The organism is Paenibacillus sp. 01L418 (assembly GCF_056400045.1).
On sequence record NZ_JBFTSN010000144.1, the window covers coordinates 1 to 14,281 of the forward strand.

The following is a 14,281-nucleotide window of genomic DNA, read 5'->3' on the forward strand; positions in this document are numbered from 1 at the left end:
TGGCCGGATTGCTTCAGCCTAGCCAAGGTGAAATTAGGCTGTATGGCAAGCCTGCCCCCAATCGTCTCGGCAAGATTGCTTATATGCCGCAAAAGGATCTTCTTCTGCCATGGAGAACAATACTCGGCAATTGTCTGCTTCCACTTGAGATGACACGCAGCAATCCCCATTATAACACGATCCAAATCTTGGAGCTGCTAGAGCGCTTCGGACTGKCAGGCTATGAACAAGCTTACCCTGACGAGTTGTCAGGCGGCATGCGACAGCGGGCAGCTTTTCTGCGCACACTAGTAACCGGACAAGAGCTGCTGCTGCTGGACGAACCGTTTGGCGCGCTTGACGCCATGACCAAACGCGGTATGCATAAGTGGCTGCTAGAGCTGTGGAGCGACCTTGGAAAAACAGTACTCTTTATCACACATGATCTTGAGGAAGCGATATTGCTGAGCGACCGCATTTATTTATTGCCAAGTGCAGCTAACGAGGCGCAAGGGATACAGGAAATAGTCGTTCCTTTGCCGAGACCAAGACACTATGAGCAAAATTACGAACCCGACTTCATCAAGCTGCGGCAAGATTTGGAGCGAAGACTGCATGCGCAAACCTCTAATTAACCAGTGGCTGAGCCATTACGGACTATTCATACTGCTGCTCATTAGCTTACTGCTCGTTTGGCAAGCGGTCGCACAGCTCGGATTGGTTCCACCCTACATACTGCCGTCACCTAGCTCAATAGCTCAGGCATTAATCGAAGATGGCCATCTGCTGCTTGGCAACCATCTGCTGGCTACGCTTAAAGAAGTGTCCCTCGGTTTTCTATTGTCGATTATTATTGGGACTACGCTCGCAGCAGGCATGCACACTTTCCGAATACTGGAGAAGGCGCTGTACCCGTTTGTCGTCATCAGTCAGACCATCCCGCTTATCGCTCTGTCTCCAATTTTCATTATGTGGTTTGGCTATACGATTTGGAGCAAGGTCGCTGTTGTTTTTTTGACTGCTTTTTTCCCTATCGTTGTGAGCACCTATGACGGGCTTAAGAAAAGCGGTAGCGAATATGAAGAGCTGCTGCTCACAATGGGAGYAACGCGCTGGGGTATTTTCAGAAAAATACAAGTCCCCATCGCCCTACCGTCCTTCTTCTCAGGGCTTAAGTTATCGATCGTTTATTGCGTTGTAGGCGCCACCATCGGTGAATGGCTTGGAGGCAGTGAAGGCCTAGGCTACTATAGCCGCCGAATGTCCAGCAATTTGAACGCCGACTCCATGTTTGCATCCGTTTTTCTGCTATCCCTCATTGGCATCTTATTATTTGCTGCCATTGTCCTATTGGAGAAATCAATACTAAAGAGAAAGAGGTTCAATACATGATCATCAAAGCAAAAATGAAATGGATTATTCCGATGCTTGCTTCTCTGCTGCTCGTACTTAACGGGTGCAGCAGCAACGCTGTCCCAACTGAAAACAAACCCGAGGACACTACGGCAAAACAGAATCCTCAGACTATTAGCATTATGCTCGACTGGTATCCAAATGCGGTGCATTCCTTCCTCTATGCGGCTCAAACAAACGGTTATTTTGCGAAGCATGGTTTACAGGTCAACATTCAAATGCCCGCGGATACGAATGATGCATTGAAGCTAGTGGCTGCCGGCAAGGTTGATTTGGCGCTCAGCTACCAGCCACAGGTATTGATGGCTCGCGGCGAGGAAATTCCTGTTAAATCCATTGCAGCAATCGTCAGGCATCCACTTAATCATCTAATGGTACCAGAAGGCGGAAGCGCCAAATCACCCAAGGAACTTGTTGGTAAAAAGGTCGGCTTCTCCTCCATCCCTCTGTATGAAGCAATGATGCGCACCATGATTAAGCATGACGGCGGTGACCCGCAAAATGTGGAAATGATTGACGTTGGTTTTTCCTTTATTCCGGCTATAGCAACCAACAAAGTAGATGCGATCATCGGTGGATTTATTAATCATGAGCAATTGCTGCTTGCCAAGGAAGGGCATCCCATGACGGCGATAAACCCAACTGATTTTGGCGTGCCGGATTATTACGAGCTTGTGCTTGTAGCAAGTGATCAAGGACTAGCTGAGAAGCAGGCGTTGTTCAAAAGCTTCATCGCAGCCATTACGGAGGGTCAACAATTTGTAGCTGAAAATAAACAAAAATCGTTGTCGATTTTATTTGAGCATGAGAACCAGACCTCCCCTCTCGATCAAGAAATCGAGACAAAAAGCTTGGACATTCTTCTGCCTCTCATGGATGCAGGGAAGCAATCATTTGGATATCAGGAGCCTGCTTCTTGGTCTAATGTTAGGGATTGGCTCGTCGATAACGACTTGCTGCCAGACAATATAAAGGCTGAGGATGCTTTTTCAAACTTGTAAATTAATTCTACTCTTTCGAAGGAGATGCACGGATGAGAAGATATCAAGCACTTACGATTGCAGGCTCGGACTCCGGCGGCGGCGCAGGTATTCAAGCTGATCTAAAAACATTTCAAGAGCTCGGCACCTACGGCATGTCGGTTATTACCGCAGTGACTGCGCAGAATACGCTTGGCGTTCAGGGCATCTACCCGCTGGATGCTGAGGCTGTTAGCTGCCAGCTCGATTCGATCGGCGAGGATCTGGAGCCATCCGCAGTTAAGACAGGCATGCTGTTCAGCGCAGAGATTATAAAGATCGTTGCAATGAAAGTAAAGCAATATAACTGGCATAATCTCATCATTGATCCTGTCATGGTGGCGAAAGGCGGCTCATCTCTGCTTCAGCAAGAAGCTATTCAGACACTGATTACGTATTTGCTGCCGCTCGCGCTTATAACGACTCCTAACATTCCAGAAGCTGAGCTTATCGCAAGAATCCCGATCCGGACGTTAAGCGATCGAGAGGAAGCGGCCCGAATATTGCATCAGATGGGCTCCCGCTATGTTGTCATTAAGGGCGGCCACGGTTCAAGCAGCGAACCGCTCGTTGATCTCATCTACGATGGAGAACAATTTGTATATTTGGAAAGCAAACGTATCGACACTAAGCATACTCACGGCACTGGATGCACTTTCTCCGCTGCGATTGCTGCAGAAATTGCTCAAGGCAAACCTGTACTTGAAGCTATAAGAACTGCCAAAGCCTTCATTCAAGCCGCTATTGAAGATAAGCTGGGGATTGGGAGCGGTCATGGCCCAACCAATCATTTTGCTTATAGGGACAGACAGCGCTTGAGCTGATTGTATTCTATTAGAAACAGCAAACGCCGCTTCCATATAGGTCGCGGCGTTTACTAATTAGTCATGCTTTCATGCAAGTTTAGGCTTGTGTTAAAACAGCCTTCATGCCTTTTCATCCTGCTTTGGCTGCAACAAGAAGGGCTCAATCATATTATCTATACTAATATATTCAGCTTGTGACGCGCTTGGAGCTGCAAGCGCTCGAACGGGAGATACTCCAAAGTTCGTTAATGCAGATGCTATGGTGCAAAGCAGTACAGACATACAAATCGCATTTTTAATCATCGTTTGTCCACCTATTCTCTAATAACTCTAAACTAAGTATAGACTTTAATAGAATAATTGAAATGGACTTCAGGCATGAAATTCACCTAGACCTTAGTCGGGCAATTCAGAAAAATCTATCATAAATGTATCTCTTTTACTAATTTGAGCTGCAATTCTAAATTAACGATTATCCACTTTCTCTGGGTACAAATCATGATTCATGAGACGATGCTCAGCCATTTGCTCATATTTTGTGCCAGGCTGGCCATAATTGCAATACGGATCGATGGATATGCCGCCACGAGGTGTGAATTTGCCCCAAACTTCTATATATCTTGGACTCATCAGCGCAATTAAATCATTCATGATAATGTTCATGCAATCCTCGTGGAAATCACCGTGATTGCGGAAGCTGAACAAATACAGCTTAAGCGACTTGCTCTCTACCATTTTGTCACCTGGAATATATGATATATAAATGGTTGCAAAATCCGGCTGTCCCGTCATTGGGCAAAGACTCGTAAATTCCGGACAATTGAATTTCACGAAATAATCGCGATTTGGATGCTTATTATCAAAGGCCTCCAAAATTTCCGGTGCATAGTTAAACAAATATTGTGTTCCTTGATTGCCTAGCAGCGTCACACCGCTCAGCTCCTCTTTGCTTCTTCCTTCCATGCTCGTTTCCACCTCTCTCAGCTGTTTTGAATTAAACGCCTTTCTTATTGCCCCATACCCAGGTATGAAGCTGCGGCAGAACGTGCACCCGCTTTAAATCCTGATTCGGCATAACCTTCTCGATCAGCCATTCATAACGCTCCAATAAATAAGGAAGCATGAGCTGCGGCTCTGTTTCCTGCAAGTTTCCATTGCCTGCCTGCAAATAAAATGGAACCATTGGATACCTGAGGTGAACGTATGTCGCGTACTCTAGATCATCCTCGTCGAAAACGACTGTTTTTAAGCAAAAACTAGTTGATTTCCGATTCAGGTTGGACACGATTTCATCGAGCTTCGACCAGTCTGTCTTCATGCCAGAGCTCGGCGGCTTAGGCGACAAAGTGAGCTCATCAATCGACCAAAACCAGTCCTGCCAACGACTCCCTTGTGTCTCCAGTGCAACGCTGATGTTTTGTTTATGGAGCTCATCAACAAATTCACCCAGCTGCGGGAGCAGTGCGGGATTGCCACCGGAAATCGTCACATGCTCAAACGCATTTCCACCTATTTCTTTTAATTGCTCTATCATTTCAAATGCTGTCAGCATGCGAATATCTTCTTTGCCGCTGCCGTCCCAAGTAAATGCCGAATCGCACCAAGAGCAGCTGTAATCGCAGCCAGCAGTACGAACAAACATCGTTTTCCGGCCAATTACCATACCTTCTCCTTGGACCGTAGGGCCGAATATTTCCATTACAGGAATTCGTTTATTGGATGGCATCGTTAGACCGCCTCCCGCTTCGGACGATAAATACAATAGCTCGTCGGCGTTTCACGCAAAAAGACTTGAACGCATTGCGGACGATTTACAGTACCATCCAAATGGCGCTGAACGATGTCGCTAATCGTTCGTGCTACCACTTCAGTCGTAGGAAAACGATCGGGCAACACATTGCTAAAGTGCTCGTTGTCGTCATTAAGCAAAGAATGGTCAAAACGATCATGAATCAACCTTTTAATTATGGCGAAGTTGACAAGAAAACCTGCCTCGTCAAGCTCATCGCCTGCAACTGTTACATTCGCATAATACGTATGGCCATGAAGCTGCTGGCATTTTCCAGCCTCTTCACTCGGTACGAAGTGAGCAGCTGCAAAGTGAAAATCCTTATTAAGCTCATAACTATAGCTATGCTGTGCGGCCGGATAAATCTGCTGCATCATCGCTTCACCCTACATGCGCTGGACTAAATATTCGTCCAACCCATTCTTTCGAAGCTGGCAAGCGGGACAATCGCCGCAACCATCCGCAATAATCCCGTTATAACAGGTCAATGTGCGTTCACGGACAAAATCGAAGGCGCCCAGCTCATCCGCAAGCTTCCATGTCTCGGCTTTGTTCAGCCACATAAGCGGCGTATCGATCACAAACGGATAGTCCATTGACAAGTTCAATGTCACATTCAACGACTTTACGAATATATCCCGGCAGTCCGGATATCCGCTAAAGTCCGTTTCGCATACGCCTGTTATGATATGTTTCGCACCAAGCTGCTTTGCAAGCACTGCTGCGAACGTAAGAAATAAGAGATTGCGGCCATCAACAAAAGTTGTAGGCAGCTCTCCTTCTTTTTGCTCAATCGCGATATCGTCTCTTGTGAGTGCGTTGGGTGCTAATTGATTAAGAAGGGACATATCAAGAATATGATGCTTGATCTGAAGTTCCTTGGCGATATCCGCCGCGCAATCCAGCTCAAGCTTATGCCGCTGTCCATAGTTGAATGTAACGGCTTCTACCTCCGCGAATCGTTCCATTGCCCAAAATAAACAGGTCGTGCTGTCCTGACCGCCGCTAAACACAACGATCGCTTTTTCTGATTTCATGCTGCATCTCCCTCTCTGATGTGAGAAGACCGAGATCGCTTGAATTCCTTCGTATGTACATAAAAAACCAAAGAAACGGCGCGAAGCGTTAAAAACCCGCTTCGCGCCGAACGCGAAAACGACGATGTCACCTAATGGGACAATCGTTTCGCATAGTTTTTTATAGAGGGAGTTCGCGAACCTCTCCCGAGAGCTAGAATTGTCCGTAGACAACAGCTTCGGAGTTTCTTCTTCAGTTGTTCATTCACAAGTACTATAGCATAGCTTCTTGCTTAAAGAAACAGACAGTATTTCACTGTAAATATTAGGAACTTAGAGGGCTGGAATATAAAAAAACATCTATTCAGCAATCTCTTTCAGCTTCATCAATGTCTTAAGGACATGATCAATCAGCTCCGGAATATCCTCCATTTGCTCTTCGCCTATTTTGCGACTAAAGCCAAGCTCGATTACATTCGAAAAGGTAGGCAGCTCCGTGCCAAAAAGGTAGCTTATCGTTTGTGTCGGTTCTATATCCGGCTCCCAAATACGCTGCATGACTTGCTTAATTTGGCTGCACTGCGTTGTGACATCCGTCACTTCCATGAAGAAACGAATTCGAAGCGAGCATGCAGGGGTCTCGCCCGTCAGCTCCAATATTTCCGCCGCCAAATCCTTCAGCGAAGCAGTCAGCTGAATTTCCGCAGACACCCCAGCATATTCAGCAAGCTTAAACTCCAGCATAAATTCTCGCGACATAACCGCCAGCTCTAGACGATCTACCCGGTTGATAATATCAATTTTCCGGTCGAGCGTATCCAAATCATAGAGCTGATTCTCAAAGACTACTTTCAAATTTTCATAAACAGTTGGATCAAACATTGATTTCCCTCACTTATACTACAATATCGTCTTTGCTATTGTAGTCGATAAGAGAAACAGAATCGAGCCTTCGATCCGCTTTTTTGACACTTTAATCTATACCGAAGTCCATATTTGTAATATTATTGCAATAAAGAAAAGAGGTGCTGCATCGATGAAAATAGMTTTTATTTTATTTGATGGCGTTACTTTTTTGGATTTTGTCGGCTTCTATGATGTCATCACTCGCTTGAAGTACTACGAATCAACAAAAGAGTTCTCTTGGGATATTTGTGGGCTGCAGGATGAGGTTACGGATGAGCTTGGCATGACGATTAAAGTCAATCAAGTCAAACCGGATCTCATGCAATATGACCTCATTTTCATTCCCGGTGGACTCGGAACAAGAGCGTTAAGGTTTGATGAATCGTTCACTGCTTGGATAAAGGAGGCTCAGCAGGCAGCGTATATCGTATCGGTTTGCACAGGATCGCTGCTGCTTGGAGCTGCTGGTTATCTGACCAATAAAAACGCGACCACCCATCCGTTCGCCTATGATTTATTAGAGCCCTACTGCAAAGAGGTTATTCGCTCACGAATTGTACGGGACGGCAATGTCATTACAGCTGGAGGAGTCGCCACCTCGATTGATTTGGGTCTTTACATCATCGGTTTTTTCTTACAAGAGCATGAGGTGAAAAGTATTAAAATACAAATGGATTACCCTTATGAAATGGAAGGCATAGCGATCTATTAAACCCCACCTAGTAAATACGATGTTGTTTCGCAAGAACAGACGGAGGTGATCCATTGAGCACCATTGATACGATTATCTTTGACCTAGACCAGACCTTGCTTGATAAAAACCAATCGTTGATCAACTTTGCAAAGTATCAGTATGAACGTTTTGCACTCCATGCCCTCATTGCAAACAGAGATGATTTTATAGCGAAGTTTACTGAATTAAATAATAGGCTCATACCCAAAGAAGATGTTTATAACGAGTTAATCGGATTTTTCAAGATTGAAGACGCTCTATTTTCGCCGCTGCTTAATGATTTAAACAATCACTTTCATCAATACAGCGTCGGATTTCCCGGCATGAATGAAATGCTTCTCTCCTTAAAGCAGCGAGGATATAAATTAGGCATGATTACGAATGGCAGGGAATTTTATCAGAGAAATAAAGTAACTGCTCTCGGTATTATGGAGCTCTTTGATGATATTGTGATTTCAGATGCGGTCAATTTGCGAAAGCCTGATCATGCTATTTTTCAATTGTCGCTCTCTAATTTAAGCTCTTCGTCTGCGCAGTCCGTTTTTGTTGGCGATAATCTCAAGGCTGACATTATTCCGGCGAACGAATTAGGGATGCGAACGATTTTGAAGAGCAATGACCACTCGATTAAATTTCCAGATGCGATATGTCATGATTTACGTGAAATTCCAGCCATCATCCATCGTTTCTCAGCATAAAAGAAGCCACAGAGGCTGCTCCTCAAGTAGATTTATCTACATGTGGAGCAGCCTCTTCGTATGTCAATAATTCAGCTATTTAGCTTCACCACCGCTGCCGCTTCTAACGCCCCTTTAAATATAAAAGCAGCGGCGATAAAGCGAGCTCACGCACGCCTTCTGCTACTAATCCAGCAATTTGAATGCCGCCCAGCTCTTGAAAATGTGTGTCGTCCTGAGCGCCATCAGGAAAATGAATAAATTCTCCCGGATAAGCCCACATGAACAGCGCTTTAGAGGGCTCGTCTCCCAAACGCTCATACAAATCCTTACTCTTTGCAGCCAAATCGATCAGCGGAACATCCAGCTCTGCCGCAAGCTGCTTCATTCCGAGCAAATAATCACCATGAGTATCGATAATCCTGCCTTGCTCGTCGAATTTGCGGCGATGCATCGGTGTAATTAATACAGGTTTTGCACCGCGTGCTCTTGATTCCTCTACATAAACGGCCAGCATTTCCTTAAAGCTGCCAAACGGTTCAGTTGCCCGCTCTTCATCCGGCTTCTCGTCATTATGTCCGAATTGAATCCATAAATAGTCGCCCGGCTTTATTTGCTCCATGATTGCTGCCAATCGACCTTCGTTAATAAAGCTTCGTGAGCTTCTTCCCGACATAGCATGATTATCAATCGCTACATCCGTCTTAAAATAAAGCGGAAGCATCTGCCCCCATCCGGCATATGGGAACGTATCTTGATCGGTTACGGTAGAGTCTCCCGCCAAATAAATCGTCGTCGCTTGCTTCGCCTCGTCAATCTGAAGTGCATTTATTCGCGGCGCTACCCCTGAGAAGGCAAGCCGCAGCCGTCCATCGGTTACTTTGACGGTGAAGCTGTGCACCGCATATTGTCCTGCTGATGTAACGGCCTTGTGCAGCACTATGCGCCCTACGCCATATTTTAATGTCGTAGAGGTTGGAGCAATGGCATCGCCTATCGTAGCTGTTATCGTGTAGCAGCCATTTGGCAGATCAACAACAAACGCGGCTTCAAGTGGAATACAGAAAGCTCCGCGAAGACGATCCGCCTCCTCTCTATTCCGTGAGCCTATACGCAGGGTTGACTCAAAACCGTAGCCTGCATCTTTGTTATAGATCGTATTCGGCAGTACTTGTATRTATGGTGAAGCGGGAGCGCTGCCGATCCCAAAATCAAACTTAAGCGAAACAGTCATGAAGGCACCATCCTAACGGTTTATTTATGTCATTCTAGAATATCAAAATACGACAAGATAGGAAGTTAAATAGAAGGGGTTTTTGTTCAAAATTCAGTCCACCTGCGTTTGATTGCCTTATGAAAGAGCGCAGTGCATTATCTTTTTCACTCGATGGCTCTCTTCTAGTTCTGCATACGAGAAAAATTCCATACGAATAAATTCGTCAAAATTTGCGTTACCCGCGGAATTCCGTATACTAATAGATAGGAATCATATAGGAGCTATTTACTAATTGAGGTGACACAAGTGGACGAGTTAAAACAAGCCTATGAAACGATGGGGCTGCCAGAGCTTGCGGCCAAAGAGGAAGTGGAGAAGCGTTATACGACACTTATGCGTCAATCACGCTCCAGAGCACAGCTGCAGAAGGATAACGCGGGGGATGCGGATGAATCTTTTGCAACGATTACGAAAGCATATCGACTGATTCTAGAGTACGAGGATCGCAAGCTAACCGCTGCCTTCAACGAGCAAGAGTACGGTAAATACAAGAAGATGGCTGGACAAGCTCAGAAAATGGATCATTTCTGGCGCTATTACAAGTTTCACACGCTCGGAGCCATCGCTGCGGTAGCACTTATTATTTATGGTGTAATCAGCTTCATGAACTATCGTGAAGAACAAGAGCGGCTCGCTAATTTGCCGCCCGTCGATTTGAACGTTTCATTTATGGGCAATTACATGCTGAAGGATGATGCGCCTAAGAAAGAGCCGATTGAAACCGCTCTTTTGACAGCGTTTCCCGAATGGAAAAGATTTGTTTCTACGCTTACGTTTGTCCCTAAAGACCAGCAATCGCAATTTGCCTATATGCAGAAAGCAGTGCTCGTACTAGCTACTGAGCATCCGGATGTATATATTATGGATGAGAGCATTTTCGATTGGATCGGCGTTCAGGGAATGCTTATGAAGCTAGACGACGATGTTAACGGAGTGTTCAAGCCGCACATGACTGACAGCCTTTCGAAGAAGCTTAAGACCGACGAGGATACACAAGAGCATGTATACGGAATTGACCTCAGCAAGAGTGCACTGGTCAACCAGCTTCCGCTGTACAAAGAAAACATGATTATCGGCATCAGAGTCGACAGCAAAAATCCAGACAAAGCCAAAGCATTCATTAATAAATACCTGGCTACAATAAAATAGCTAAATAACAAAAAAAGCCCGATTCCGACAGCCATAATGATGGTATGTGCGGTAATCGGGCTTTTTAAATGTTGACTGGCCGACAGTACTTTTGAAAAACATCTTATCGCATGCTATTCAAGGATTCTCCATCAACTAGCCCTCTCCCAAATGCTTCAGCACGATGCTCTCAACATGCTTCAAATGCTGCTTCATTTGCTCAGCTGCAAGCTCAGGGTCCTTCTTCGCAATCGCTTCAACTATTGTAGAATGCTCCCTATGAAGTCGTTCCGCTACCGCCGCGCTCGAATAAAGCTCCACCCGCCTAATATCATGGATAGCTGTTTCGATATGATTCATAATCGATTCGAACAAACGTACCATGATCGTGTTATGGGTCGCATTGGCAAGCGTGAGATGAAATCGTAAATCCAGTCTCTCACCTTCGGACTCATCACCAGCGGCACGCTCCATCTCATCGATAATTTGGCTCAGCTGTTTATGATCCTCATCCGTATGCTTTACAGCCGCGATTGCAGCATTGGAAACCTCAAGAGATTCGCGAGCTTCCAGTAATTCCAGCACCGTCTTTCGGTTCATACGGAGAGACGCTAGCTCCGGCAGCTCCATATCAATCGGTACGCTGCGAATGACGCGACAGCCGCCTCCTTGCCGAATTTCAATCAAGCCCATCGCTTTAAGTGCGCTCAGCGCTTCACGGGTAGTTGAGCGCCCTACCCCAAATTGCTCGGACATTTGTTTCGTAGAGGGAAGCTTATCTCCCACTTTTAATTTGCCATCTATAATAAGACGCTTCACTTGCTCGGTAATTTCCTCGTAATGATTGCGTTTTGACAGCTTCTCTACTTCTAATGACGGAATAAACTCTCACCTCCAACCTTAACGGCATGCACTGCCTTCTAACAACGCCAAGCCGCTTCTCCTACCCTTACCTTTATAGCTACCCGACTAACAGCGCATACACGATGCCTGGTCCGTGAACGCCGATAGTCAAATCATTCTCAATATCGGATGAACGGCTTGGGCCAGTAATAAAATGAATACCTGCTGGCAGCTGCTCGCGTCCCGCTTCATCAAACGTCACGAGCACTTCGCCAAGCCTCGTTTTTAAACGTTCGATCGGGATAATAATAATAAGTACGGTTGGCAGCAAACTAACGGACCGCCCTTTATTCGGAGCTGATAATACAGTAACCGAACCCGTATAGGCAACGGCATGATCCGCGATCACGATGCCAAAATCTGCTTCAGCTGCACGAGCGCGCCAATGCTGCTCAACATCCGTATTCCACACCGATACCTGCGAATCCTTCAAAGCGCCTTCAAGATCGAGCTCATCCAGCTCTGGCTGATTTTGACGAATAATATATTTAGCACTCATTTCCTCCGCTTTGGAAACGATAAAGGATTTCACATCATCCATCGATGGAAGACGTGCTACATGACCGCCTACTGAAAGAAAATTGTCTGTAAACTGTTTGATTCGCTCTTCTTCCGTCCATTCGAATGAGTTCCAGAAATCGGGAGCTCCGCGAAATGGATGCTGCGGCTTATGTGTCATTCGTGGATGTCTCAGCTTAGCCGCAATATCATTCATAAAAAGCTCCTGTTTCACCCGCGAATCTGCTTCAAGCTTTTCCAGCCATTGTTTATGTGTCTCAGCCATGACCATGTCCTCCTTTACCTTGCTTCTCCTCATGCTCACGATTACGTACAAGCTCCTCCATCCGATTTTGCATCGACGGCTCCATCTGTTTTAGACCCTGCTTCAGCTCTTGATCAAGCGTATCCCAGCGATCACGGAACGATTCCTTTGGCAGGCTAGGTGTTACACGATAGGTGTTCCAGCCCTTTAGCGGCCCAAGCTTCGTCTTAATGACGCCGCTTCGTACAACGAGCTTCTGACCGAGCTTACCGAGTCGCAGTACTCCGCCAAGTCGCGAGGAATTGCCCATTACGGTGGCGAAGCCTTGCATACCAATGGACTCCATTTTGCTGCCATTTCCACTTTCCACCTTGCGTCTGCGTAAATAAACAAGCATATCATGAAGGGGGATTTTCACCGGACAAGCCTCATAGCAAGCGCCGCATAAGCTGGAAGCATTGGCGACATCATCCCATTCAGCGATGTTTTTGTTCAAGGACGGCGTAAGCACGGCTCCAATTGGTCCGCTATACGTGCTGCCATAAGCATGACCGCCAATGTGGCGATATACCGGACAAGCATTCAGACATGCACCGCAGCGAATACAATTGAGCAGCTCTTGGAACTCCGGATCGCCAAGCTGCAAAGAACGGCCATTATCAATTATTATGATGTGCATTTCGTCCGGGCCGTCTGCATCCTCGGAGCGGCGCGGGCCTGTAATGCCATTCATATACATCGTCAGCTTTTGTCCAGTTGCCGAGCGCGGCAGCAATGTAGCCATCACCTCAAGATCAGACCATGATGGAATGATTCGCTCCATACCCATCAACGTTATTTGAGTTTTAGGGACGGTACTCACCATCCGAGCATTGCCTTCATTTTCAAAAAGCACCATCGATCCCGTCTCCGCAATCGCAAAGTTGCAGCCGGTCATGCCGATCTCAGCCTCCAAAAACTTCTCGCGCAGCTTTTTGCGAACGAAACCTGCAAGCGCCGTCGTATCCGGCGGCAGCGTATAGCCAGCCTCCTTGGACAGCAATTCGGCGATTTGATAACGGTTTTTGTGAATGGCTGGGATGACGATGTGGGATGGCATTTCACCTGCAAGCTGAATAATATATTCGCCTAAGTCGGTTTCTACCGCTTCAACGCCAATGGATTCAAGCGCATGATTAAGATGCAGCTCCTCTGAAACCATTGACTTGGATTTGACGACCGACTTCGCATTCGCATGCTCTGCTATGTCTAGCGTCAGCTTGACCGCTTCCTCAGCCGTATTCGCAAAATGGATGTGAACACCGTTTGCGCGGGCATTGTTCACAAACAAGTTCAAATAATAATCCAAATGCGCGATCGTATGGAGACGAATTTGTCTGCCCCGCTCCCGCCATTCTTCCCAATTCCCGTGTTCGTCAGTCGCTTTTTTCTTCCCATTGCGCAGCCGTTCTGTTGTGAATCGCACCGCTTTGCGCAAAAACTCGTCGTTGAGGGCAAGATCCGCTCTTGCTTTTACTGTAGCTTCCTTTTTCACGACAGCCATCTTATTTCACCCCTTCATATAGCAGCTCAGCCAAGTGCATAACACGGACGGGTTCGTTGCGATAACGCAGGTTTCCAGCAATGTTGAGTAAACAAGCCATATCTAGCCCGACCAACACTTCCGCTTCCGTCTCCAGCACATGATCGACCTTCTCGGTCACCATTGCTCCAGAAATATCAGCCATCTTGACAGCGAATGTTCCGCCAAAGCCGCAGCAATCCTCAGCAAATGGGAGAGGTACGAGCTCAAGTCCCTTCACATTCTGAATAAGCGCAAGCGGCTCATCCTTTACGCCAAGTATCCGACTGCCGTGGCAGGAAGGATGATATG

At 46.4% G+C, this 14,281-nt stretch carries 18 protein-coding genes and 1 riboswitch; of the genes, 7 read left to right on the top strand and 11 right to left on the bottom strand.

Going from position 1 to position 14,281, the window contains the following annotated elements; genetic code table 11:
- From AC1DSE_RS17845 to thiD, 4 genes are all read left to right on the top strand, one after another.
- Positions 1-614, top strand: a 614-nt coding sequence (locus tag AC1DSE_RS17845; RefSeq protein ID WP_477527974.1) for an ABC transporter ATP-binding protein, incomplete at its 5' end; no start/stop codon positions are given.
- Entirely contained in the window at positions 595-1,371 is a 777-nt protein-coding gene (locus tag AC1DSE_RS17850; protein ID WP_477527975.1) for an ABC transporter permease, read from the top strand. The genes AC1DSE_RS17845 and AC1DSE_RS17850, both read left to right, overlap by 20 nt.
- A complete protein-coding gene (locus AC1DSE_RS17855; protein WP_477511302.1) occupies positions 1,368-2,393 on the top strand; it encodes an ABC transporter substrate-binding protein in 1,026 nt (341 codons plus the stop codon). The genes AC1DSE_RS17850 and AC1DSE_RS17855 overlap by 4 nt, the downstream gene beginning before the upstream one ends.
- A 32-nt stretch (positions 2,394-2,425) precedes the next feature.
- Positions 2,426-3,235 (top strand): bifunctional hydroxymethylpyrimidine kinase/phosphomethylpyrimidine kinase, encoded by an 810-nt coding sequence (gene thiD / locus AC1DSE_RS17860; protein ID WP_477511303.1) that lies wholly within the window; start codon positions 2,426-2,428, stop codon positions 3,233-3,235.
- 102 nt (positions 3,236-3,337) lie between these two features.
- Here thiD and AC1DSE_RS17865 read toward each other — a convergent pair whose 3' ends face one another.
- The 6 genes from AC1DSE_RS17865 to AC1DSE_RS17890 all read right to left on the bottom strand — a co-directional run bounded on the left by AC1DSE_RS17865 (position 3,338) and on the right by AC1DSE_RS17890 (position 6,904).
- Positions 3,338-3,520, bottom strand: coding sequence for a hypothetical protein (locus AC1DSE_RS17865; protein ID WP_076266766.1), 183 nt, complete (start codon positions 3,518-3,520; stop codon positions 3,338-3,340).
- 162 nt (positions 3,521-3,682) lie between these two features.
- Positions 3,683-4,180: a preQ(1) synthase gene (queF, locus tag AC1DSE_RS17870; protein ID WP_339203627.1), complete on the bottom strand. Its 498-nt coding sequence runs from the start codon at positions 4,178-4,180 to the stop codon at positions 3,683-3,685.
- Between the two features lie 31 nt (positions 4,181-4,211).
- Entirely contained in the window at positions 4,212-4,943 is a 732-nt protein-coding gene (queE, locus tag AC1DSE_RS17875) for a 7-carboxy-7-deazaguanine synthase QueE (RefSeq protein ID WP_477511304.1), read from the bottom strand.
- 2 nt (positions 4,944-4,945) lie between these two features.
- Positions 4,946-5,383, bottom strand: coding sequence for a 6-carboxytetrahydropterin synthase QueD (queD, locus tag AC1DSE_RS17880; protein ID WP_076266764.1), 438 nt, complete (start codon positions 5,381-5,383; stop codon positions 4,946-4,948).
- Between the two features lie 9 nt (positions 5,384-5,392).
- Entirely contained in the window at positions 5,393-6,043 is a 651-nt protein-coding gene (gene queC / locus AC1DSE_RS17885; protein ID WP_477511305.1) for a 7-cyano-7-deazaguanine synthase QueC, read from the bottom strand.
- Between the two features lie 146 nt (positions 6,044-6,189).
- Positions 6,190-6,233, bottom strand: a riboswitch (PreQ1 riboswitch).
- Positions 6,234-6,382: 149 nt separating this feature from the next.
- Complete coding sequence (locus tag AC1DSE_RS17890) at positions 6,383-6,904, bottom strand: hypothetical protein (protein WP_441880969.1); 522 nt, start codon at positions 6,902-6,904, stop codon at positions 6,383-6,385.
- 154 nt (positions 6,905-7,058) lie between these two features.
- Between AC1DSE_RS17890 and AC1DSE_RS17895 the strand changes: the two genes are divergently transcribed.
- Both AC1DSE_RS17895 and AC1DSE_RS17900 read left to right on the top strand, forming a co-directional pair.
- Positions 7,059-7,640 (top strand): DJ-1/PfpI family protein, encoded by a 582-nt coding sequence (locus AC1DSE_RS17895; protein ID WP_477527976.1) that lies wholly within the window; start codon positions 7,059-7,061, stop codon positions 7,638-7,640.
- Between the two features lie 53 nt (positions 7,641-7,693).
- Positions 7,694-8,359: an HAD family hydrolase gene (locus AC1DSE_RS17900; RefSeq protein WP_477511308.1), complete on the top strand. Its 666-nt coding sequence runs from the start codon at positions 7,694-7,696 to the stop codon at positions 8,357-8,359.
- A gap of 103 nt (positions 8,360-8,462) precedes the next feature.
- On the opposite strand, the gene AC1DSE_RS17905 is transcribed toward AC1DSE_RS17900, so the two are convergent.
- A complete protein-coding gene (locus AC1DSE_RS17905) occupies positions 8,463-9,572 on the bottom strand; it encodes a rhamnogalacturonan acetylesterase (protein ID WP_477511309.1) in 1,110 nt (369 codons plus the stop codon).
- A gap of 288 nt (positions 9,573-9,860) precedes the next feature.
- Between AC1DSE_RS17905 and AC1DSE_RS17910 the strand changes: the two genes are divergently transcribed.
- On the top strand, positions 9,861-10,763 hold the full coding sequence (locus AC1DSE_RS17910) for a J domain-containing protein (protein WP_477511310.1): 903 nt from the start codon (positions 9,861-9,863) through the stop codon (positions 10,761-10,763).
- Positions 10,764-10,898: 135 nt separating this feature from the next.
- Here the strand turns inward: AC1DSE_RS17910 and AC1DSE_RS17915 are convergent, their stop codons facing one another.
- From AC1DSE_RS17915 to AC1DSE_RS17930, 4 genes are all read right to left on the bottom strand, one after another.
- Positions 10,899-11,624: a FadR/GntR family transcriptional regulator gene (locus AC1DSE_RS17915; RefSeq protein ID WP_477511343.1), complete on the bottom strand. Its 726-nt coding sequence runs from the start codon at positions 11,622-11,624 to the stop codon at positions 10,899-10,901.
- A 79-nt stretch (positions 11,625-11,703) separates the two neighbouring features.
- Entirely contained in the window at positions 11,704-12,429 is a 726-nt protein-coding gene (locus AC1DSE_RS17920; protein ID WP_477511311.1) for a LutC/YkgG family protein, read from the bottom strand.
- Positions 12,422-13,951, bottom strand: a complete 1,530-nt coding sequence (locus tag AC1DSE_RS17925) for a LutB/LldF family L-lactate oxidation iron-sulfur protein (protein ID WP_477511312.1) — start codon at positions 13,949-13,951, stop codon at positions 12,422-12,424. Before AC1DSE_RS17925 ends, AC1DSE_RS17920 begins: the two co-directional genes overlap by 8 nt.
- 1 nt (position 13,952) lies before the next feature.
- Positions 13,953-14,281, bottom strand: a 329-nt coding sequence (locus AC1DSE_RS17930) for a heterodisulfide reductase-related iron-sulfur binding cluster (protein ID WP_477527977.1), incomplete at its 5' end; no start/stop codon positions are given.